The sequence below is a fragment of the Candidatus Frankia nodulisporulans genome, assembly GCF_902806475.1.
In the GTDB taxonomy this organism is placed as follows: Bacteria; Actinomycetota; Actinomycetes; order Frankiales; family Frankiaceae; genus Frankia; species Frankia umida.
The window spans coordinates 1-22,074 of the sequence record NZ_CADCWS010000032.1; the positions used below are offsets into that span (position 1 = coordinate 1).

Consider the following 22,074-nt stretch of genomic DNA (forward strand, 5'->3'; position numbering starts at 1 on the left):
CACGCGGAAAAGTCGGCGGACCGAAACCGAACGGCGCCATGCGATGCCGGCCCCAGCCCTCATCGTGAATGCGCCCCGCGACCTGGGGCTCCACCCGCCGAAGCAGATCATAACACACGCCGCGCCCCGGACCGAGCACATCGCGCCAGTCCAGCTCACGCGCCCTCGTGTATACCGCCACTCTGAGGCGCACCAGAGCCCCCCGGATGTAGTCGCGTACCGAAACCAACCTGATGCCGTAGAAGACGACGGCGACCGCGCCATCATGCACCACAGGTACGACATCCCCGCACACCCCCGGGCGAGCAGGCCCACATCTAGGAGCGACTGCCCGTCGTCTCCGGCTACCAGCCGGAGACGACGGGTTCCCTCGCAGGGAGAATGAACCGCCTCCTGGTCTCCGGTATCCCCGCTCTCGCCTCCGCTCTCCCCGACCGACGCTGAGCCCCCTGATCAATGGTCTCGGCTGCGCGACGTCGGGGTCTGCTGGAGCGTGATACGAGGTGCCGATTCCTCCTTGATCGCTTCGCGGGTTAACGGTCGAGGAAGGAGGGACGCATGGGAGCACCGGACGCGTCGAGGGCGGCTGGCTCGTGGGTGTCGGTGTAGTAGGTGAGCAGGTCGGTGGCGTTGGCGATCTGAAGGAGGTCCTCGACGATCGGATCTCCGGGGGGCACGGGTTCAGCGCTGATCGAGTCCAGAATCGTGTCCAACGCCGCGGCCGAGAGCCCGGCGGCGGCCAGCCCTCGCAGGAAGTCGCGGTAGCGAAGCCGGTGTTCAGGCCGCAGTCGGGCCGCGATGTCGTCCCCGCCGTCGTGCTCGGGCCTCTCGCCGGATGGGTCAGGCCATGACGGGGTGAGGACTCCCGTGTACTCCCGCAGCGAGGGATCGGTCAGGGCGGAGCGGATCTCCGTGAGAGATCCCTGGCCCAGTCCCCGTAGCTCCAGAAGGGCCTCGTCGGGAACCGCGGCGACTTCCTCTACCGACAGGAACGGAACCAGCCGCAAGAGGTTGGCCGATCGGACGGACAGGAGCGCGTACAGAGCGTGAACGGGCGTCTGCTTTCTCGGGAGTTCGTGCAGGCGCCAGGCTGGTATCTGGTTTCCGCGTAGGAGGTCTCGCATCTGGTCGGCGAGCCGGTTCTGGCCGATCACGTGGATCTCCCGGGACTCAGCCAGGCCATACAGCGTCACTTCCAGGCCGGCGCGGTCCGCGTACTGCTCGCGGACCGTTGACGAGCGCTCTCGGCCCCCGATGAACTGCGGCGTAACGACCGTCAGCGCCTCGTGGGCGGACTTGCCGGCGTAGCCGGACGCGGTGCCGGTGACGTGGACCAGTCGAGGAGCAGTTCTGACGGTTTCCTGGCCCATGCGGGACGCCTCCAGACCTTCACGGCGAACGCCAGTGTCCACCGGTTCGCCCGACCCGCGATCGCGGCATTTGCGACACCCGGCCAGATTGTCGCACCAGAACCCGCCAGCGGCTCGTCACCCTGACCCGTGCACTACATATCGGGGTCACCGGCGGACCCTGGACGACCGCCCGGGGTTTTCACGCGTCGACGACAGGGCTGATCTACGTCAGAACGGCCCTGGCTCGCACCGTTCGACAGCGCTCGTCATCGCGATGGCCGTGAGTGCCGCACTTGATCGATGGGGGCGGGCACGTCGGTGCAAGATTCACCGGTGGTGCTGGTGAGTCATGCGGCCTCCGACCGACGATGGGCCGAATGGCTGGCTTGAAGGATGCAGGCGTGAGATTCCTTGCACGGGGCGTGGTCTTGTAGTCAGCCGCCACTGGTGGTGGACACCCTGACCCGGCGCCGCCGCGCCCTCGGGGAAGAGTACCTGTCGACCCATATGACGGTCCAAGCGCTGGCCGGGTTGCCCGTCGGTCCCCCACGCGACGAGTGATCGGCTCCCACGAGAGGCTGTTACGACGGGGGCGGTGCCGAATTCGGGGATGAGCGTCGGGAGCCGCCGGCGATGGCCTTGGTCGGCGGAGTCGACGATCTGTGCGATGGGCCTTCCAGGTCGCTACCTCCTGCACGAGAGCGGAGGAGTGCCCGCACCCCGTCCCGAAACGTCTGGGAGGTGCGCGGGCGGTGGCGCATCAAGGCTGGCGACCGAACCGCCAACCGCGCTTGTGCGATCGCGCGGACGTCTCTAGATCGATCCAGCGCAGCATCTGCCCGCTGATCAGGGCGTGGTTGCTCCCGCCGGCTAGCCAGCTTGCACGCCCTGCATCGCTGCGCCCCTGTCCGCGTGCCGGAGGGGCCTATACGTCCGAGGTTGGAAGTACCCGGGTGCGAACCCACGCGGCCGGAAGATAGTTTTGTCCGATTCGAGTAGCTGGGCCAGGATCTCAGGGTTCAACGGAGAGTCGCAGAGCGCTCTCGCGAAGAGGCGGCGTCGTAAGTCGGGCATTCAGTGAAAGTGAATTGTAGTCGTAAGACTACTCTACGTGTACCCCGGGTGGGATTCGAACCCACACTGTCGGTGGTTTGAGCACCGTCTCTCTGCCGTTGGAGTACCGGGGCCTGCGGATGGATCGTGGTGCGGTCTGCGGGTGGTGCGGGCCGGGCGGGCGAGGCGGCCGGCTCGGCTGTCGTCCAGGGCTGGCGCGGTAGGGCCATCCTGGTCGATCCGGACCGGAACGTCTCGCTGAAGACTCTATCCGGGTAGGGTGCGTTTCGACCTCCCGCCCTCCCATGTCCGGGCGGATGTCGACCACCGCCCTGCCACACTGGTTGTCTTACCTGAACGAGACCGGGAGTACGCCTCGATGAGCCAGCCCTCCTCGAACCCGCGCCGGGTCCTGATCGCCGAGGACGAAGCGCTGATCCGGCTCGACCTGCGGGAAATGCTGCAGGAGGAGGGGTACGAGGTCGTCGGGGAGGCCGGTGACGGCGAGGTGGCGGTCAGCCTCGCCGGCAAGCTGCGGCCCGACCTGTGCATCCTCGACGTCAAGATGCCCCGGATGGACGGCATCGAGGCCGGTGCGCTGATCGCCAAGGACCGCATCGCCCCGGTGGTCATCCTCACCGCGTTCAGCCAGCGTGAGCTGGTCGAACGGGCCCGCGAGGCCGGCGCGATGGCGTATGTCGTCAAGCCGTTCCAGAAGAAGGACCTGCTGCCCACGATCGAGATGGCGATGAGCCGTTTCACCGAGATCGTGAGCCTCGAGGTCGAGGTCGAGGACCTCCAGGGTCGCCTGGAGGCCCGGAAGATCATCGAACGGGCGAAGGGCGTGCTGCAGACCGAGCACGGCATGACCGAGCCGGACGCGTTCCGCTGGATCCAGCGGACGTCGATGAACCAGCGGCGCACCATGCGGGCCGTCGCCGAGGCCGTGCTGTCGGGTGAGGCGTTGCCGACCTCGTGACGTCGCCCGTCCAGCCGCGGGCGGTGTCCCGGGCGGCGGTCGCGGTGCGGGCGGCGTTCGGGGCGCTGGCAGGCGGGCTTGGGCGGTGGGTACGGGCGCGGGCAGGCAGCGGTCGGGGCCGGGTGTTCCTCGCGCTGCTCGCGGTCGTCGTGTTGGCGGTGCCGTCGTTGCTCGGGCTCACCCTGGCGTCGGCGCTGGACGGCTCCGACGGTCATGGTGGGGCCGGCACGCGGGTGGCCACGATCGGTGTGATGGCGCCGCTGTCGGGTGACCTGTCGGCCGACGGTGCGGCCGTGCGCAACGCGGTGGCCCTGGCCGTCGAGGAGGCCAACGAGTCCGGTGCGATCGCGGGCTGGCGCCTGGAGCTGTCCAGCCGTGACGACCTGGCCCGGGTGGACGGTGGGGCGCAGGCCGCTGACGCGTTCACCGCGAACGAGCGGCTCATCGGCGTGGTCGGACCGGCCAGTTCCCTGGTCGCTCGGGTCGCGGTGCCGACGCTCGCCGCGGCCGGGGTGCCGGTCGTCTCGCCGTCCAACGCCGACCCGGTCCTCACCGGCGTCGGCAGCGGGCCGCGGACCCGGCCCTACCCGAGCTACTTCCGCCTGACCGGCACGGACGAGCTGCAGGCGCAGGTGGCGGCCGAGTACGCCGTGCGCACACTCGGTCGTCGGCACATCGCGGTCGTCGACGGCGAACCCCGCTACGGCACGACACTCGCCGATCGGTTCACGGCTCGGGCCACCGCGCTGGGCGCCTCGGTGACGTCGACGTACCCGGTGCGTTCCGGTGACGGCGACGACCCGCCGGTCGACGAGGTGGCGGCGTCCCTCGAGCAGGAGGCGCCCGATCTGATCTACCTGGACGCCGACGCGTCGTTCGCCGGCAAGCTGCGCGCCCGCCTCGCCGAGGGAGGGCTGTCCGTCCAGGTGTTGGGTTCGGACGCGTTGCTGCGCCCGCGCTACCTGGACGAGGCGAAGAGCGCGGCCGACGGGGACCTGATCACCAGCCTGCTGACCGCACCGACCCGGCTGCCGGCGGCCGGGGCGTTCGTCGCCGCCTACGCGCAGCGCTTCGGTGGGGTGCCCGGCCCGGGGCAGGCCGACGAGACCCGCGCGTCGCGCACGGGCGGCACCGCCTCGGCGGCCGCGTCCGCGACACCGGCGGCGGACCCGGCCGAGGCCGACACCGCGACACCGGCCGCGGCGCCCAGTCGCAGCGCCGATGAGCAGGCCGACCACGATGCGACCGTGAAACTCGCCCAGCGTCGGGCCGAGGCGCTCCCGGCCGTCGCCGCCTACGCCTACGACGCCGCCCGGGCGATCATCCGGGCCGCCGCGACCGTGCTGCCCGGGCGTCCCGGCGTGGACGCCACCGTCCGGCACGATCTCGTCGCCGCGATCGGACGTGCCTCCTTCGTCGGTGTCAGCGTAACGGTCGGCTTCGACCGTTACGGCGACACCCGCTCCCCGTCGGTCGCGCTCTACACCGTTCTCGCCGGACGGTTCGTCGCCCTGAGCACCCGGACCCGCTGACACCACCCGTCCGCTGGGCGGCACCGAGCCTCCGCCATCCCGGTAAAGCTACGAATGGTGACGACACGCTTACCTAAAGTGTCCATAGGATGTGCTTGCTCGGCTAGGTTTCGTCACAACAGGTTATCTGTCGGATACCTGTAGTCATCGATGATGGCGGCGAAGCTACGGAGGGCGTGGCATGAGGGTGGCAGGACGGCGTGTGGGAGCACTCGCGATCGCGGCCACGATGGTGGCCGGAGCCATCCTCGCCGGCTGTGGTGGATCGGACGGCGAGCGGGGCAAGAAGGAGTACCTGCTCGGCTTCCAGGGGCCGCTGTCCGGCGACAACCAGCAGCTCGGGCTGAACGCCTACGGGGGGATGCTCACCGCCGTCGACCTCGCCAACCAGCGTCCCGACCTGCCGTTCCGGCTGCGGATCGTCGCCTCCGACGACCAGGGACTCGCGGACCAGGGGGCGACCGCGGCGCAGAAGCTCGTCGACAACCCGAACATCCTCGCGGTCGTGGGACCGGTGTTCTCCGGGCCGACGAAGGCGAGCGAGCCGCTGTACAGCGCGGCCGGGCTGCTCTCGGTCAGCCCGTCGGCCACGGCACCAGGCCTGACCGACCTCGGCTTCACCACGTTCTTCCGGGTGATCGCCCCCGACACCGTGCAGGGCGCCGCCGCCGCGGAGTACCTGTCCAAGGTGCTGAAGGCCCGTACGGTCTTCTCCCTGGACGATCGCAGCGAATACGGCATCGGCCTGTCCGGCGCGCTGGAACGGTCACTGAGCGCGCACGGCCTCAACGTCACCCACGACGGGATCAACCCGACGAAGGACTACGGCTCGGAGGCCTCGAAAATCATCGCCGCGGACCCGGACGTCCTCTACTACTCGGGGTACTACTCCGAGCTGGCGCTGCTGGTGCGGGCCCTGCGGGGCAAGGGCTTCACCGGAAGGATCGTCTCCGGGGACGGGTCGAACGACGACCAGCTGATCCGCCAGGCCGGCACCGGTAACGCCGAGGGCGTCCTGCTGACCTGCGCCTGTGGGGATCCGAACAGCGACCCGGCCGCCGCCGGGTTCGTCGGGAAGTTCCGTTCGGTCAACAGCGGCATCCGCCCGGGGACCTACTCCGGCGAGGCCTACGACGCCACCAACGCCATCATCGACACGGTGCGCCGCCTCGGGGACGCGGCGAACCGCTCGGCGCTGGTGGCCGCCTTCGGCTCGGTGAACATCCCCGGTGTCACCAAGCAGATCACCTTCCGCAAGGACGGCAACGTGGACGGCTCGACCGTGTACGTCTACCAGATCCGTGACGGCCGACGGACGGTGCTCGGCCCCGTCGACACCCTGGCGAAGCCATGACCCACGGCGCTGTGGACGCCCCCGCGGGTCGCCGCGCGGGGGGCTCTGGATGCGGCACCCGGGACCGGCTTTGGTGCCGTCCGGACCTTCCCCGCGTCCGCACGTTGTCTACTCGCACGACCCGGGTGCCACGGGCGATGAGGCTAAGCCCCTCGCCGCATCCGGTCAATGTACCGGTCTCCGCCTGGTGTGTCCGTTCGGATTACCACCGGCTACCGCGAGCCGGGACGGATCATGCAGGTGAGTCGGCAGGTGCACACCGCACGTCCGGTCTCGTCGGTGATCCGGATGTCGTAGGTGGCCAGTGTGCGCCCGCCGTGCAGGCGGGTGGCGACGGCGGTGATCGTCCCCGCGGTGGCGGACCGGTGATGGGTCGCGTTGATCTCGATACCCACGGCGAGCGAGCCCGCGGGGGCGCCAAGGGTGGCGCCGATAGACCCCACCGTCTCGGCCAGTGCCACCGACGCACCGCCGTGCAGCAGCCCGTACGGCTGCCGGTTGCCCTCGACCGGCATCGTCGCGACCACGCGCTCGGCCGCCGCCTCCGTCAACACGATGCCCATGTGCCGTTCGAGTTCGCCGCGGACCCCGTTGAGGTAGGCGACCAGCTCCGCCTCGGGCGTTCCGGGCGTTCCGGGGGTTCCGGGCGTTCCGGGCGTCTCGGGGGCGCCGGGATCACCGCCAGGCGTGGGTCCCTTCCCGGGGGTACCAGCCGAGCTCGGAGGATCCGTGTCCGTCGTCGTCATCTCGCCGAGCCTAATCATGACCGCTGCCCGCCACTGTCGGGTTCGTGTCCACACGGTGCCCGTCGGACGCCCGCTCCGCCGGTGTCCCGAACTGTCGGACCCACCGCCTAGACTCGCCGCGTGCCCGTGACCTCGTCGACATCGTCCTCCGGCCGGGCGAGCGCCGCTCGGTCCGCCAGCCGCGCCCGCACCGCCGGTGCCACCGCCGGTGCCACCGCCACTGACGCCGCCGCCCCGCGTCTGCTGCTGCTGGATGGGCACTCGCTGGCCTACCGGGCCTTCTACGCGCTCCCGGTGGAGAACTTCTCCACCACGACGGGCCAGCCGACGAACGCCGTCTACGGGTTCACCTCGATGCTGATCAACGTCCTGCGTGACGAGCGGCCCACGCACGTCGCCGTCGCGTGGGATCTGCCGACGCCCACGTTCCGGCACACCCAGTACGCCGAGTACAAGGCCGGCCGGGCCGAGACGCCGTCCGATTTCGTCGGGCAGGTCAGTCTCATCCACCAGGTGTGCGAGGCGCTCGCGGTGGTGGGGGTCAGCGCCGCCGGTTTCGAGGCCGACGACGTGATCGCCACCCTCGCCACGGCCGGGAGCGCGGCCGGCATGCAGGTGCTCGTCGTCACCGGCGACCGGGATGCGCTTCAGCTCGTCAACGACCAGGTCACGGTCCTGATGACCCGCAAGGGCATTTCGGACATGACCCGCTTCACCCCGGCCGAGGTGGAAGCGAAGTACGGCCTGTCCCCGACGCAGTACCCGGATTTCGCGGCGCTGCGCGGCGACCCGTCCGACAACCTGCCCTCGGTGCCCGGCGTGGGGGAGAAGACCGCCACCAAGTGGATCCAGCAGTTCGGTTCCCTCGCGGAACTGGTCGACCGCGCCGACGAGATCGGCGGGAAGACCGGGGCGTCCCTGCGGGCGCACCTGGCGTCGGTGATACGTAACCGTTCCCTGACCGAGCTCGCGCGCGACGTGCCCCTGCCGGTGGGGCCGGACGACCTGCGCCAGCGCCCGTGGGACCGGGAGGCCGTCCATCAGCTGTTCGACACCCTGCAGTTCCGGGTGCTGCGCGAACGCCTCTACGCGGCGCTGGCGACCACGCCGCCGCCGGTGGAGGAGGGGTTCGACATCGAGGTCACCACCCTCGGTCCGGACGAGGTCACCGACTGGCTGGCGGCGCACGCGCGCGGCACCGGGCGCACCGGTCTGCAGGTCCGGGGTACCTGGGGGCGGGGCACGGGCCTGCTGTCGGGGCTGGCCCTGGCCACCGCCGACGGTGCCGCCGCCTGGATCGACCCGACCACCCTCACCCCGGCCGATCTCGATGCGCTCGGTACCTGGCTGGCCGACCCGACCCGGCCCAAGGCCGGCCACGACGTCAAGGGTCCGATGCTCGCGCTCGCCGAGCTCGGCCTCACCCTCGCCGGTGTCACCAGCGACACGGCGCTGGCCGCCTACCTGGCCCTGCCCGGCCAGCGCACGTTCGACCTCGGCGATCTGGTCGCCCGTTACCTGCACCGGGACCTGTCCGCCGAACCCGCGGGCGACGGCCAGCTCACCCTGGACGGGTCCGGCGAGGCCGAACAGTCCCAGGCCGACGCGGTGCGGGCCCGGGCCTGTCTGGAGCTCGCCGACGAGCTCGACGCCGACCTCGAGCGCCGCAGCGCCGCCACCCTGCTGCGGGACATGGAGCTGCCGCTGGTCACGGTGCTCGCCGGGATGGAACGCGCCGGCATCGCCGCGGATCAGGACCATCTGCTCGAGCTCGCCAAGCACTACGGCGCCGAGGTCACCGCCGTCGCGGACCAGGCCCATGAGCTCGTCGGGCGCTCGTTCAACCTCGGCTCACCCAAACAGCTCCAGCAGATCCTGTTCGACGAGCTCGGTCTGCCCAAGACCAAGAAGATCAAGACCGGTTACACCACCGACGCCGACGCGCTGGCCTGGCTGGCCGTGCAGTCCGACCACCCGTTGCTGCCGGTCCTGCTGCGCCACCGGGACGTGGCCCGACTCAGGACGGTCATCGACTCGCTGCTGCCGATGATCGACGATGCCGGGCGCATCCACACCACGTTCAACCAGACCATCGCCGCGACCGGCCGGCTGTCCTCCACCGACCCGAACCTGCAGAACATTCCGATCCGCACCGCCGAGGGCCGCCAGATCAGGCAGGGCTTCGTCGTCGGCGCCGGCTACGAGGAACTGCTCACCGCCGACTACTCGCAGATCGAGATGCGGATCATGGCGCATCTGTCCGGCGACGAAGGTCTCATCGAGGCTTTCGGCTCCGGCGAGGATCTGCACACCTTCGTCGCCGCCGAGGCGTTCGGCCTGCCCGTGGCCGAGGTCGACCCGGAGCTGCGCCGACGGATCAAGGCGATGTCCTACGGTCTGGCCTACGGCCTGTCCGCGTTCGGGCTGGCCTCCCAGCTCGGCATCGCCCCCGACGAGGCACGCGAGCACATGGACGCCTACTTCGCCCGTTTCGGCGGCGTCCGGGACTTCCTGCGAGGTGTCGTGGAACGCGCCCGCCGCGACGGCTACACCGAGACCATTCTCGGTCGCCGCCGCTACCTGCCCGACCTCACCAGTGACAACTCCCAGCGCCGGCAGATGGCCGAACGGATGGCCCTGAACGCCCCGATCCAGGGTTCCGCCGCCGACATCATCAAGATCGCCATGCTGGGTGTGGACCGGGCGCTGCGAGAAGGCGCCTTCACCTCCCGCCTGCTGCTCCAGGTGCACGACGAACTCGTCCTCGAGATCGCCTCCGGCGAGCGTGCGCAGGTCGAGGAGCTCGTCCGCACGGAAATGTCCGCCGCCTACACCATGTCGGTACCCCTCGACGTCAGCGTCGGTTCCGGTCGCACCTGGGACGAAGCCGCGCACTAGCCGCACCGCGAGGTCACCGGGGTAAGTCGACTCCCCACCTCTGCGCACATGCGCACACGCGTGCATCTGCGGTGTTGTGGTGTTATGTCCGTAATGCGGATTTCTGGCATCCGTGTGCCGCCGGTGTGCTCGCCGAGGCAGGGCTGACAACGGTCGCCGAACCGTGGATCAACATCCCGCCGGCTTTGACCGTTGATTTGTCTTGTCCTGCGTCAATCGTCTGGCTCGTGGCCGTCTGTCGTGCGCGGATTCGCTTGCGCCGTATACCTTCTGATAAGGCACTCAGGTTTAGGTGATATGGGGTTCCTGGGTGGCTTCTACGTAGGGTGAAGGTGCTGTCTGCGAGGTTAGACGGCGGGCCGCGCCGGACATGGTAAAGAAAGCCTGACCCTCGCCTCGGCGGCGGCGCGGCATCTCGGGACCATCCTGCGCGTCCGCCCGTACAGCCCGTCGAGCGCGGGCGCATCCAACGTGCAGATAGGCCCCGCCAGGTCGCACGGACGCCCTCGTCTGGCCGGGCGTCGCTCCAGTTCGTGACCGGACGCGTCGAGGACTCGTGGGTGTGACGGCCCGGGGTGTACCGACCCTGACGGACCTGGGTCGGCGGGGAGGGAATCATTTCGTGGGCACCGAGTGGAGACGTTCCGAGCAGAGGCGGGTCCTGGTTCTCCTCGGCATAGCCGCGGTATTCCTGCTCGCGGTGGTTCTTCCGGGGTCGGCCCTGCAGCCCTGGTGGATCGGCTGGTTCGTCTGTGCGGCCGCGGCGGCCAGCCTTGTCGTCCGTTGGACGACCCGGTCATGGTCGGTGTGGGTGCCCTCGGTGGTCGCGGCGGCGTCCGCCGTGGTGCTCGGGATCGGGCTGGCTCGGGCGTCGTCGTCGGACGAGGCGTCGGCCTACCTGCTGTGGTTCGTGGCGCTTGCGATCTATGTGGCCTGGGCGCGTCTCCCCGCGGCGCTGGCGATCCTCGGCCTCGCCGTGGCCATGCTCGCCCTCGGTGCCTGCGTGGGCGATGATCTGCCGACCGTCGGCGGGCCGGTGATGGCCGCCGTGCTGTGCGTCGTCGCCGCCGGCACGTTGCGCCTGCGTTCGGGACCGCGCCAGGACGAGATCGACGCCCTGACCCGGCTCCCCAACCGCAGCGGAACCCTCCACCACGGCGAACGCGTGGTCGCCTCGATCGTGGCGCAGGGCGACGAGGCGGTCCTCGTCCTGGTCGACATCACCAGGTTCCACGAGATCAACGACGCGTTCGGTTACGCCGGCGGCGACCAGCTCCTCCAGGACGTCGCCCGCCGCCTGCGGACGATGACCCCCTCTCCCGCCATCGTCGGACGCGCCGGCGGCGACGAGTTCATCCTGGTCTTTCCCCGCCCCACCGCACCGTCCACCGTCTCCGCACCGTCCACCGTCGCGGCATCAGCGGCATCAGCGGCATCAGCGCCAGCGGCAGCGGTGGGCGCGGCGCCGTCGACGACGGACAGCGATCCGCGGGCGGAGTTCGCCCGCCAGGTCCTGCGCCGGGTACAGGGGCCCTTCCGGGTCTGCGCCGTCGATGTCGCCATGGACGCCTCGGTCGGGATCGCCGTCGCACCCCGCGATGACCTGACGATGGCGGGCCTGCTGACCTGCGCGGACGTGGCGCTTGCCCGGGCCCGGCACGAGGGGGAGAGCATCGGTGTCTGGGCTCCGGGCCTGATCGGGGTGCAGCCCGCGCAGATCGCGCTGTACGCGCAGTTGCGCGCCGCGATCGACCGTCAGGAACTGGTGCTCTTCTACCAGCCGTTGCAGTCCGCGCACTCCGGCGCGATCGTGGCCGCCGAGGCCCTGCTGCGGTGGAACCATCCCACCCGCGGCCTGCTGGCCCCCGGTGACTTTCTGTCCCTGGTCGAACGATCGCCCATGATCGCGGACGTGACCCACTGGGTGCTCGGCGAGGCCGCCCGCCAGTGCGCCGCCTGGAACGCCGCGGGTCTGCACCTGGCGGTGTCGGTGAACCTCTCCCCGCGGATGTTCGTGCTGGACGACCTGCCGCGGGCGGTGGTCGGCGCGCTGAACGCCCATGGTCTGCCCAGCGACGCGCTGACCCTGGAGATCACCGAAAGCGCCGTGCTGACCCAGCCGGAGCGGGCCGCCGAGATGCTGAGCCAGCTGTGCGCCCAGGGCGTCGAGGTCTCCCTGGACGACTTCGGCACCGGCTACAACTCGATGGAGATCCTCAAGGCCCTGCCCTTCGACGAGGTCAAGATCGATCGTGGTTTCGTGACGGACGCGAGTGGCAGCGCGCCGGACGCGGCGATCGTGCGTTCCGTCATCGAACTCGGCCATCGCCTCGGCCTGCGCGTGGTCGGCGAGGGCATCGAGGACGAACGCACCCAGAAGATGATGATCGATCTTGGCTGTGACCTGCTGCAGGGAACGGTGATCTCCCCGCCTCTGCCAGCCATGCGGATGACCGCGTTGCTGCAGGCCCAGGCGACCGACAGCCACCCGATGGGCGCCAGAGGTCGTCCGGCGGCCCCACGCCGCGCCGCCACCGCCTCACCCATCGCCACCTTCACCCCGAACGGCTCTGCCACCTCCAACGGCTCTGCCACCTCCAACGGCTCTGCCACCTCCAACGGCTCTGCCACCTCCAACGGCTCTGCCACCTCCAACGGCTCTGCCACCTCCAACGGGAACGGCGCCGCGTCGAACGGCGCGCGTCCGAGTGAGAAGGAGAGCCCCCGACTGGCGGACCGGGCGATCCTCGACGATCTGCACATCCTGCGGAGGTCCCCGGAGCCTCCCTTCGAGGCCCTTGCGGCGATCGCCGTGGAGACGACCGGCTGCGCCGCGGCCGCGATCATCTTCCGGGACGGTGACCGTGAATGGTCCAAGACGCATGTCGGGACCGGCTCCTCGATCCTGGCCCAGGAGTGCGGGATCGCGACGCGGGTGATCGCCGAGCGGGCCTTCGTGGAGTTGCAGGACCTGACCGTCGACGCCGACGCGTCCCGCCGGCGGTATGCCGCCGGAGAACAGATCAGGTTTGCCGCCGGAGCGCCGATCCTTGCCGCGTCGGGAGCGGTGCTCGGCGCGCTGGTCGTGGTCGACCGGTGCCCGCGGCGCCTCACCGCGGGCCATCGACGCGCGCTGACAGCCCTGGCCGGGCAGGTCATGGCGCTGCTCGAGGCACGCCGCGAAGCCAATGCCCTGTCGCTGGTCAACGGTGCCCTGGCCGACCTGGACCGGCTCTGGTTCGCCCAGGACCTCGACCATGCCGTGCGGGTGATCACCGACGTGGCGCAGGCCCTCGTCGGCGCCGACGACCTGGTCCTGCTGCTGTCCGAGGTGCCCGGTTCGACGATCTACCGGGTGTTCGGTTCGCGGACCCGTTCCGGCGGGCCGCCGGTGATTCCGCTCGGGGAGGCCCGCCAGCCCGAGGCCGGTCGGATGTTGCAGGCCGCGCTGCGCTCCCAGGGACCGCTGTTCCTCGCGGACGCCCGCGAATCGCCACTGATCAACAGTGAGATGGCGACCCGGTTCATGCTGGGCTCGGTGTTCCTGGTGCCGCTGTCGGGCGAGGGTGGTCTGCTCGGCGCGATCGCCGCCCGGTGGTCGAAGAACCGCAGCGCGGTCGATCCGGTGGTGGTCAGCGCGCTCACTCTGCTGGCCCGCCAGTCGGCACACACCCTCGTCCGGCTACGCGCGGGGGAGGACAGGCTGGGCGGGGCGGTCCTGCTCGACCCGTCACCGGAACCCGCCGCCGCCCGCGGCGGGTTCAGCGGATGACCTCCACCTCCCGCCAGGCCTCGCTGACCACACGCCGTTCCTCGGCGCCGAAGAGCTCCTCCGCCTGGCGAGCGGTGATGGCGGCGAACGTCCGAAACGACACGTTCTCCTGGATGCGGGTGGCACGCAGGCTGGCGTACCAGATCGGCCCGGCCTTCTCCCAGGCGTGACCGCCCAGGGCGAGCGCCGCCAGATAGAACGCCCGGTTCGGGATACCCGAGTTGATGTGCACGCCGCCGTTGTCGGTGGCCGTGTGGACGTAGTCGGACATCCGCGCCGGCTGCGGGTCCGCCCCGAGCACCGGGTCGTCGTAGGCGGTGCCGGGCGCCTTCATCGAACGCAGCGCGACGCCCTGCACCGAATCGGCGAGCAGCTCTTGGCCGATGAGCCAGTCAGCCTGCTGCGCGCTCTGGCGCCGGCCGTACTGCCGAATGAGCGAACCGAACACATCACTGATGGATTCGTTGAGTGCGCCGGACTGCTGGACATACGCCAGCGACGCCTCATGCTCGGTCACGCCGTGGGTCAGCTCGTGGCCGATGACATCCAGCGACAGTGTGAAACGGTTGAACAGCTCACCGTCGCCGTCGCCGAAGACCATCTGCTCGCCGTCCCAGAAGGCATTGTCGTAATGGTCGCCGTAATGAACCCTGGCGACCAGGGACATACCCGCGTCATCGATCGAGTCGCGGCCGAGAACCGTCGCGTAGAAGTCGTAGGTGGCGCCGAGCCCCTCGTAGGCCTCGTTGACGGCGGGGTCCTCGACGGGCCCGTTGCCCTCGCTGCGTACCGTGACACCGGGCAGTTTCTCCAGACCGGCGGCGTCGGCGACGGTCCGGCGCGGCCGGGGGGCTTCGGCCGGCGCGGTCGGCTCGTCCCCGTCACCGAGAGCACGCAGCAGCGAGTCATGGGCGCGGATCGCACGGTGTGAACTGTCGCGCATCAACGTGGCCAACGCCCAGGTGCGCTGCGGCTCGCTGCCGCGGCGCGCGATGCGTTCCAGGATGTGCGGCGGGACGGCGCAGGCCACCGGGAAATCGCCGGACGGGAAACTGCCGAATGGGGAGGGGCGCGCGGGGGACATGGCGGGCTCCGAAGACGGGAACGGGACCGGGCCGGATTCGGCACCGGACGAACGGACCATGAAAAGGTGCGGTCCGTCACCGTTTCGAGGTTCCTACTCTCGTCCCGGTCTGTCCACGGATTGACTGTTTGTTCGCGGCCGGTGGATGTCGGAGGTCGGCGTGTCGCGACCGTTTCCGCGAGCGTCTCGCGCCGCACGCCGTACCGATCGCAGTGCGATGCGGACGAGCGCCAGCGCGAGCCCTCCGACGACGAACCAGGTCATGTGCGCGTCCAGCCAGTCCACCGCCTGCCGCATACCGGGGGAGGCCGCGCGCGCCGCCGCCAGGTACACGGCGGTCTGCAGCAACGAGCCGACCGCCAGGAACCGCAGGAAGCGACGCATCGGCACATCACCGGCGCCCAGAGCCGCGTCCACCGCGACGTTCGTGTTCACCAGACAGAACCACAGCAGCGGCGTGCGGGTGTTCGGGCGTGTCAGTGCCGCGACGAGTCGGCTGCCGCCCAGCGAACGCAGCAGCACCGAACGGATGTTGTTACGGGCCAGGGCGAAGTAGCCGACATCGAGCAGACCCCGCAGCAGCGCCGCGAGCAGCAGCGTCGGGACGAACGGCACCGTGCCCCCGACCAGCACCAGCACCCCCCAGGTCGGGCGCAACGCGACCAGCAGCAGCGGTGCCCGCCGGCTGAGCACCGGCAGCAGCACGAGGCCAAGGACACCGAGACCGATCAGTGTCGCGGTCAGCAGCACGGGCCACAGATGATGGGACAGGCGAAGCCGGCCCCGCGGCCGATCGGGAGCAGGCATCCCGGTCATGTCCGTCGCGTCGGCCTCCACCTGGCACAGTGTGCCAACCATCCGGACGGCGTCGCCGGGCCGGTGCGGGCCGGCGGGTCGAGACGCCGGGTCGGGCCGCCACGCCGAGGCACCGAGGCACCGAGGCACCGAGGCGTCGAGGCGGTGTGGCTGGCAGACTCGGCAGGGTGCTCAGGGTGGGACTTACCGGAGGCATCGGCTCGGGCAAGAGCGCGGTGTCAGCGCGACTGGTGGCACGGGGCGCGGTGCTCATCGACGCCGACCAGATCGCCCGCGATGTGGTGGCACCGGGCACCGCCGGTCTGGCCGCGGTGCTGGCCGCGTTCGGCCCCGAGGTCGCCGCCGCCGACGGCAGCCTGGACCGGCCGGCGCTGGGGCGGATCGTCTTCGCCGACGAGGCTGCCCGCCGCCGCCTGGAGGCCATCGTGCATCCGCTGATTCAGGCGGAGACCGCGCGTCGGATCGCGGGTGCGGCGGCCGGGGACATCGTCGTGCATGACATTCCGCTGCTCGTCGAGGTGGGCGCCGCGGGTGCCTACGACCTGGTGGTCGTCGTCGAGGCGCCCGCGGCACTGCGGCTGGCCCGGCTCGAGGCCCGCGGCCTGCCCCGGGAGCAAGCGCAGGCCCGGATGGCGGCGCAGGCCGACGACGCGCGGCGCCGCGCGGCCGCGGACCTGATCGTCGACAACGGCGGCACCCTGGCCAATCTCGATGCCCAGGTCCACGAGGTCTGGCAGGCGCTGCTCGCCCGCCGCGACGCCACCGCGACGTGACCGTGAGCGGACGGCGCCGGGGGCGGCGACCTGCCCGCTCCCACCTCCACGGCCGCACCGGCCGCACCGGGCGCCGCGGATCACGAGACGCCGGCGGCGCCCATGCCGCGCAGCTCCTTCTTCAGTTCGGAGATCTCGTCCCGTAGCCGGGCGGCCAGCTCGAACTGCAACTCCCGGGCCGCCTCGTGCATCTGGTCGTCGAGCTGGCGGATGAGCTGGGACAGCTCATGGGAGGGCATCCCGGCGAGTTCGGCGGCGTGGCGGCCGACGGCGTCGCTACGCCCGGAGCGTGACTTCATGCCGGGCACGGGCGCCTTGCCGCGGGACTGGGCCCGCCCGCCGCCGCCGATCAGCTCACCGTCAGTGGATTCACGGACCATGTCGTCGAGAATGTCCATGACCTTCTTGCGCAGCGGCTGCGGGTCGAGCCCACGCTCGGTGTTGTAGGCCATCTGCCTGGCCCGGCGGCGGTTCGTCTCGTCGATGGCGTAGCGCATCGAGGGTGTGATCTTGTCGGCGTACATGTGCACCTGGCCGGAGACGTTACGTGCGGCCCGACCGATGGTCTGGATGAGCGACCGCTCGGAACGCAGAAAGCCCTCCTTGTCGGCATCGAGGATGCTGACCAGCGACACCTCGGGCAGGTCAAGACCCTCGCGCAGCAGGTTGATGCCGATCAGCACGTCGAACTCGCCGCGGCGCAGCTCGGTGAGCAGCTCCACCCGGCGCAGCGTGTCGACCTCGCTGTGCAGGTAGCGCACCCGGATGCCGAGTTCGAGCAGGTAGTCGGTGAGGTCCTCGGACATCTTCTTGGTCAGGGTGGTGACCAGGACGCGCTCGTCGCGTTCGGCGCGGGCGCGGATCTCGCCGACGAGATCGTCGATCTGGCCCTTGGTCGGCTTGAGCACGACCTCCGGGTCGAGCAGACCGGTCGGGCGGATGATCTGTTCGACCACCCCGTCGGCCCGGCCCATCTCGTAGGAGCCGGGGGTGGCCGAGAGGTAGACCGTCTGGCCGATGCGCTGGAGGAACTCCTCGAACCGCAACGGGCGGTTGTCCATGGCGCTCGGCAGCCGGAAGCCGTGATCGACCAGGTTGCGCTTGCGGGACATGTCACCCTCGTACATGCCGCCGATCTGCGGCACCGTCACGTGCGACTCGTCGATGACCAGGAGGAAGTCGTCGGGGAAGTAGTCGAGCAGGGTGTGCGGGGCGGTACCGGCGCCGCGCCCGTCGATGTGGCGGGAGTAGTTCTCGATACCCGAGCAGAACCCGACCTGACGCATCATCTCGATGTCGTAGGTGGTGCGCATCCGCAGCCGCTGGGCCTCGAGCAGCTTGCCCTGCGCCTCCATCGTCTCGAGGCGCAGGGCAAGCTCCCCCTCGATACCGGCGATCGCCCGTTCCATCCGCTCCGGGCCGGCGACATAGTGGGTGGCGGGGAAGACGAAGATCTCCTGCGACTCGCGGACGATCTCACCGGTGAGCGGATGCAGGTAGGTGAGCCGCTCGATCTCGTCACCGAACATCTCGATGCGCACGGCGAGCTCCTCGTACACGGGGAACACCTCCACCGTGTCACCGCGCACCCGGAACGTGCCTCGGGTGAACGCCAGGTCGTTGCGCGCGTACTGGACATCGACCAGCCGGCGCAGCAACGCGTCGCGCTCGACTTCCTCGCCGACGCGCAGGCGGACCATCCGGTCGATGTACTCCTGCGGAGTGCCAAGGCCGTAGATGCAGCTCACGGACGCCACGACGATGACATCGCGGCGGGTGAGCAGGTTCATCGTGGCCGAGTGCCGCAGCCGCTCGACCTCCTCGTTGATCGAGGAGTCCTTCTCGATGTAGGTGTCGGTCTGCGCGATGTACGCCTCGGGCTGGTAGTAGTCGTAGTACGAGACGAAGTACTCGACGGCGTTGTTCGGCAGCAGCTCGCGGAACTCGTTGGCCAGCTGGGCGGCGAGGGTCTTGTTCGGCGCCATCACCAGCGTCGGGCGTTGCAGCCGCTCGATCAGCCAGGCCGTCGTCGCGGACTTACCGGTACCGGTCGCGCCGAGCAGGACGATGTTGGATTCGCCGGCCTCGATCCGCCGGGTCAGATCCTCGATCGCGGCCGGCTGGTCACCGGCCGGGGAGTAGTCGGACACGACCTCGAACGGGGCGCGCGTCCGCTCGAGATCGGTGGTGGGCCGTTCGAACGCTGTGCTCACGTTCTCCAGAACACCACAGCCCTCCGACAGTTTCCGCCCGGCCGGTCGACGACGGTCCGCCGCGCCGCCACTCGGGCTGCCCGGCCCGCCCGTCCGGTCCCGACCGGCCGGCCCGTCATCCTGCGGGGATGGACGGATCCCAGCCGATGAGCCGCGCGCCGAGCACCGCTGTCTGCAGCACGTACCGGTCGGTGGGCGAGGTCGGGTTGTGGCGGGTGAGGGTGTGGATGCGATCGAGGCGGTAGGTCAGCGCCCGCACCGACAGGTGCAGCCGGCGGGCCGCGGCCAGCGCCACCGCACCGGTGGAGAAGTACGCGTCGAGGGTTTCCAGTAGCGGCTCGGCGCCGCCGCGCGCCGCCCGCAGCGGGGACAGCACCGCCTCCACGAGTTCGGCCAGCGCCTCCCGGTCACGCAGCAGCACCTTGTAGATGAGCAGGTCATCGGTGTGTACCACGGTGCCCGCGAGACCCAGACGGCCCGCGAGGTCGGCTGCCGAACGGGCCTCCTCGAAACCGATGCGCACTCCGGCGACACCACTGCGGGCGCGGCTCGCCCCCATCCGCCAGATCAGTCCGGGCTCGTCGCGTAGCCGTTCGGCCAGGGCCGCCACGGCGGTACCCGACTCCGGCGGCGAGGCGAACGCCGGCAGCGGGGAGAACCCGAGACCACGATCGGACGGCCCGATCTCATCGGCGGGACGACGTCCGGTCGGGCGAGGTGGCCGACCCGGGCGCGCCGCGGAACCGGAGCCCGCGGAACCGGTGTTGGCCGAACCGGAGCCCGCGGAACCCGTGCTGGCGGATCCGGTGCTGGCTGATCTCGTGTCCGCTGATCCGGTGTCCGCCGGGAGGGCGGGCTGGGTCAGCTGGCTGTGGGCTGGCAGCACGCAGACGAGCAGGCCGTCGCGGGTCGCGACGAGCGGCTCGGTGAGACTGTGCGCGCGCAGCAGGTCCTGTGCCGATCGGGTCAGCGCACGTCCGTCCAGGAAACGGCGGTTGCCGGTGATGACCAGAACCGTGTGCGGCGCCTCGAGTCGCAGCCCGAACGCGATGGCCCGCTCGAGCAGCTGACCGACGGCGGACGTCCCGGTGAGCAGGTCGTCGACGAGTTCGCGGCGCAGCGCCTCCTCGGAGCGGGCCCGGGCCATCCGGGCCGCCTCGAACCCCTCACAGACCGCGGCGACGGCGTCGTCGCTGGCCCGCAGCACCGCGGAGGCGGCCGCCCGGGTGCGCGAGACCGCGCCACTCGGTCCGCCCGACCCGCCTGGCGTCCCGTCCCGGTGCTCTCGGCCGCCCCGGTCGGCGCGGGCATCCCGGTCGGCGGCGCGCACCGCGGGCAGGGACGGCCACACGCGCCACGTCGCCGAGAGGTAGAGGTCGACCAGCGCGGGCAGTGGCGCGCCGGACTCGGCGGCGACCTGCCCGAGGGCCCGGAACTGGTCGCGTTCGGCCCGGGTGAGCCGTCGGCCGCTGTCCGCCGCGGCGGCGAGCACGGCGAGGTAGTCCCCCAGCAGCCCGGCATGCAGTCGGGAGTCCGCGGCGGCGAGCACCGCGGCCCGCGGCAGACGGGTGAGGCTCGTCTCCGGGAGGCCGCCCGGCGCGTCGTCGTCGGTCATCGGCAGCGGGGCCGGAGGTGCCGACCGTTCGCCCGGGAGCCGTTCGCCTGAGGTGCGTTCGCCCGCGTTTCTGGACATCCTGCCCCTCCACTTCTGCCGAGTCTCGGCAACGAAATCATAGGCGAACTCGTCCACTTCGGGCGGTGTCTGCCGGGACCACGCGGGAAGGACAGACGTTGAGTGTGTAAGGAGCCCGCCCGTCGTACCAGTCGCCGTGCCATCGACGATCGGCGGCGGGTGGGACCAGCACCGGAAGGAGTCCGAACGGCCATGAGTACCCACGACGCCACCCGACGGGGAGGTCTCCCGCCGATCACGGTGCGTCCGGGATTTGCTGTCAGCGCGGCGCTCGTCACCGTCCTGCTTGGTGCCCTGACGCTGCCCACCACTGTCGCGGACCGTCCTACGTCCGCGTACCTGTGTGGCGGTCTGATCGGCGCGGTCCTGCTCGCCGGCATCCTGCTGGGTGCCGATCTGATGCGGGCGCGCGCCGCCCGTCGGGCCGGGCTGAACGTCCTTGGCATCATCCTGGGCTCCACCGGCAGCCGGCTGGTCGTCGCGCCCGGCGCATCACGTGCCGGTGCCGGTGCCGGTGAAGCGGACGGTGCGGTCGGGAGCGTCCGGCTCGCCGCGACGGGCGCGGGGCGGCGCGCCGGTGGTGACGCCACCGAAGCCGCCGGCTCGAACGGTGGGCGTGGGGTTGGCCTGGTCGATCCGGCGGCCGCCGAGGGCGACGCCGACGCCGAGGCGATCCGGGTGGAGGCGAGGCTCGCCCGGGCGGGACTGAGCACCACCGCACTGGCCGGTGCGCTGCTGGTGGTACTCGGGGTGTTCCTGCCGGGTGGGACGACGGCGCTCGCCGCCCAGGTGGCGCTGTGGGTCGGTACCTTCGCGTTGCTGCTGACCTTCGTCGAGGTGCTGCCGAGCCCGCGCAGCGCGGGGGGACGGCTTGTCGCCGACCGGGTGCTGCGCCGCACCGGCAGCCGGGCGAACGCGGAGCGCGCCGCCGCGCGGGCCGGGGTGCTCAGTGGCTGGGCCCTCATCGCCGCCGGCACGGCCGGTGTCTTCCTGGTCGGGTTCGTCGCGCTGTGGGCGGTGCTGCTGGGCTGGCTGGCCCTCGGCGCGTCCCGTCTCGCCCAGGCGCAGCAGCGCACCGCCGCGGCGCTCGTCGGGCTGACCGCACGCGATGTCATGGCGCCGGCCGCGCCGACCCTGTCCGCCTGGACGTCGGTGGACGACGCGCTGCGGGAGGTCGTGCTGCCCTCACGCCAGGGTGTGTTCGGCGTCGCCGACTTCGCGGGTGGGCTCTCCGGGGTGGCGCTGCTACGCGATCTCGCCGGCGTGCCCATGGACGACCGTGGCCTCACCCGGGTCAACCGGGTGCTGGTGCCGCTGTCCGCGGTGGCCACGGCAGCCCCGGCTGACGACCTGGCCACGCTGCCCGCCCGGCTGGCCGAGCGGCCGGCCGCCGGCTGCGTCATCGTGATCGAGCCGGCCGCGGACGGCAGCGTCCACATGGTCGGCACCGTCGGTCCGTCCGAGTTCGGCCGGGCCCTGGAGACGGCGCCGCTTCGCGGGCAGGGCGGCGGTCTTGGTCGGGCCCGTCCGGGCAACCTCTGGCGCTGACGCCTCCTGGTCCCGAACCACTGACGCCTTCCTGGCTCCTGGCCTCTGACTCCTGGCTCCTGGCCCTTCCCTCCCTGACCGCGGGCCCCTGTCTCCTGGCCGCGGCGGGCCGCTGATGGTCGTGACGTGACGTCGGTGATGAGCGTGCCCCGGGTGGCTGCCGGCAACGAAGCCCATCCGTCCGGGGCGACATCACCGCCATATCCGCCTGACTCCCCTCTTTTAACCCCGGGCATTCCTATGCCATTTTTCCGGAACTGG

General features: G+C 70.9%; 13 protein-coding genes, 1 tRNA gene and 1 pseudogene. 7 read left to right on the forward strand and 8 right to left on the reverse strand.

Going from position 1 to position 22,074, the window contains the following annotated elements; all coding sequences use genetic code 11:
- The 3 genes and pseudogenes from G6R24_RS21925 to G6R24_RS05555 all read right to left on the reverse strand — a co-directional run.
- Positions 1–274 (reverse strand): annotated as a pseudogene (locus G6R24_RS21925) (hypothetical protein); the annotation flags it as partial.
- A 259-nt stretch (positions 275–533) separates the two neighbouring features.
- The gene (locus tag G6R24_RS05550; RefSeq protein ID WP_163548096.1) at positions 534–1,370 is read right to left on the reverse strand and encodes a DNA-directed RNA polymerase subunit alpha C-terminal domain-containing protein; all 837 of its coding nucleotides are present in this window, start codon (positions 1,368–1,370) and stop codon (positions 534–536) included.
- Positions 1,371–2,466: 1,096 nt separating this feature from the next.
- Positions 2,467–2,539, reverse strand: a tRNA-Leu gene (locus G6R24_RS05555).
- A gap of 245 nt (positions 2,540–2,784) precedes the next feature.
- Here G6R24_RS05555 and G6R24_RS05560 point away from each other — a divergent pair.
- From G6R24_RS05560 to G6R24_RS05570, 3 genes are all read left to right on the forward strand, one after another.
- Positions 2,785–3,384: an ANTAR domain-containing response regulator gene (locus tag G6R24_RS05560; protein WP_163548097.1), complete on the forward strand. Its 600-nt coding sequence runs from the start codon at positions 2,785–2,787 to the stop codon at positions 3,382–3,384.
- On the forward strand, positions 3,381–4,916 hold the full coding sequence (locus G6R24_RS05565; protein WP_225438152.1) for a branched-chain amino acid ABC transporter substrate-binding protein: 1,536 nt from the start codon (positions 3,381–3,383) through the stop codon (positions 4,914–4,916). Before G6R24_RS05560 ends, G6R24_RS05565 begins: the two co-directional genes overlap by 4 nt.
- Before the next feature lie 181 nt (positions 4,917–5,097).
- Positions 5,098–6,270, forward strand: coding sequence for a branched-chain amino acid ABC transporter substrate-binding protein (locus tag G6R24_RS05570; protein WP_163548098.1), 1,173 nt, complete (start codon positions 5,098–5,100; stop codon positions 6,268–6,270).
- Between the two features lie 212 nt (positions 6,271–6,482).
- Here the strand turns inward: G6R24_RS05570 and G6R24_RS05575 are convergent, their stop codons facing one another.
- Complete coding sequence (locus tag G6R24_RS05575) at positions 6,483–7,016, reverse strand: hotdog fold thioesterase (protein ID WP_163548099.1); 534 nt, start codon at positions 7,014–7,016, stop codon at positions 6,483–6,485.
- A gap of 126 nt (positions 7,017–7,142) precedes the next feature.
- Between G6R24_RS05575 and polA the strand changes: the two genes are divergently transcribed.
- A complete protein-coding gene (polA, locus tag G6R24_RS05580) occupies positions 7,143–9,914 on the forward strand; it encodes a DNA polymerase I (protein WP_163548100.1) in 2,772 nt (923 codons plus the stop codon).
- Between the two features lie 622 nt (positions 9,915–10,536).
- On the forward strand, positions 10,537–13,686 hold the full coding sequence (locus G6R24_RS05585; RefSeq protein WP_225438153.1) for an EAL domain-containing protein: 3,150 nt from the start codon (positions 10,537–10,539) through the stop codon (positions 13,684–13,686).
- Here the strand turns inward: G6R24_RS05585 and G6R24_RS05590 are convergent.
- Together G6R24_RS05590 and G6R24_RS05595 are read right to left on the reverse strand one after the other, a co-directional pair.
- The gene (locus G6R24_RS05590) at positions 13,676–14,770 is read right to left on the reverse strand and encodes a M4 family metallopeptidase (RefSeq protein ID WP_163548102.1); all 1,095 of its coding nucleotides are present in this window, start codon (positions 14,768–14,770) and stop codon (positions 13,676–13,678) included. The two genes, G6R24_RS05585 and G6R24_RS05590, sit on opposite strands and share 11 nt — an antisense overlap.
- 93 nt (positions 14,771–14,863) lie before the next feature.
- Positions 14,864–15,628, reverse strand: a complete 765-nt coding sequence (locus G6R24_RS05595; protein ID WP_225438154.1) for a hypothetical protein — start codon at positions 15,626–15,628, stop codon at positions 14,864–14,866.
- A gap of 134 nt (positions 15,629–15,762) precedes the next feature.
- Here G6R24_RS05595 and coaE point away from each other — a divergent pair, with 134 nt between their 5' ends.
- Positions 15,763–16,359 carry a dephospho-CoA kinase gene (coaE, locus tag G6R24_RS05600; protein WP_163548103.1) on the forward strand — a complete coding sequence of 199 codons (597 nt, stop codon included), beginning with the start codon at positions 15,763–15,765 and terminating at the stop codon, positions 16,357–16,359.
- An 80-nt stretch (positions 16,360–16,439) separates the two neighbouring features.
- Here coaE and uvrB read toward each other — a convergent pair whose 3' ends face one another.
- Positions 16,440–18,572 carry an excinuclease ABC subunit UvrB gene (uvrB, locus tag G6R24_RS05605; RefSeq protein WP_163548104.1) on the reverse strand — a complete coding sequence of 711 codons (2,133 nt, stop codon included), beginning with the start codon at positions 18,570–18,572 and terminating at the stop codon, positions 16,440–16,442.
- Positions 18,573–18,687: 115 nt separating this feature from the next.
- On the reverse strand, positions 18,688–20,187 hold the full coding sequence (locus G6R24_RS05610; RefSeq protein ID WP_163548111.1) for a PucR family transcriptional regulator: 1,500 nt from the start codon (positions 20,185–20,187) through the stop codon (positions 18,688–18,690).
- A gap of 270 nt (positions 20,188–20,457) precedes the next feature.
- Between G6R24_RS05610 and G6R24_RS05615 the strand changes: the two genes are divergently transcribed.
- Positions 20,458–21,813 (forward strand): peptidase M50, encoded by a 1,356-nt coding sequence (locus G6R24_RS05615; protein WP_163548105.1) that lies wholly within the window; start codon positions 20,458–20,460, stop codon positions 21,811–21,813.
- Positions 21,814–22,074: the final 261 nt, after the last annotated feature.

Coding starts and splice junctions, on each gene's coding strand:
- G6R24_RS05550 (WP_163548096.1), bottom strand. CDS start 1,370: ATGGGCCAGGAAACCGTCAGAACTGCTCCTCGACTGGTCCACGTCACC.
- G6R24_RS05560 (WP_163548097.1), top strand. CDS start 2,785: ATGAGCCAGCCCTCCTCGAACCCGCGCCGGGTCCTGATCGCCGAGGAC.
- G6R24_RS05570 (WP_163548098.1), top strand. CDS start 5,098: ATGAGGGTGGCAGGACGGCGTGTGGGAGCACTCGCGATCGCGGCCACG.
- G6R24_RS05575 (WP_163548099.1), bottom strand. CDS start 7,016: ATGACGACGACGGACACGGATCCTCCGAGCTCGGCTGGTACCCCCGGG.
- G6R24_RS05590 (WP_163548102.1), bottom strand. CDS start 14,770: ATGTCCCCCGCGCGCCCCTCCCCATTCGGCAGTTTCCCGTCCGGCGAT.
- G6R24_RS05595 (WP_225438154.1), bottom strand. CDS start 15,628: ATGGTTGGCACACTGTGCCAGGTGGAGGCCGACGCGACGGACATGACC.
- G6R24_RS05610 (WP_163548111.1), bottom strand. CDS start 20,187: ATGACCGACGACGACGCGCCGGGCGGCCTCCCGGAGACGAGCCTCACC.
- G6R24_RS05615 (WP_163548105.1), top strand. CDS start 20,458: ATGAGTACCCACGACGCCACCCGACGGGGAGGTCTCCCGCCGATCACG.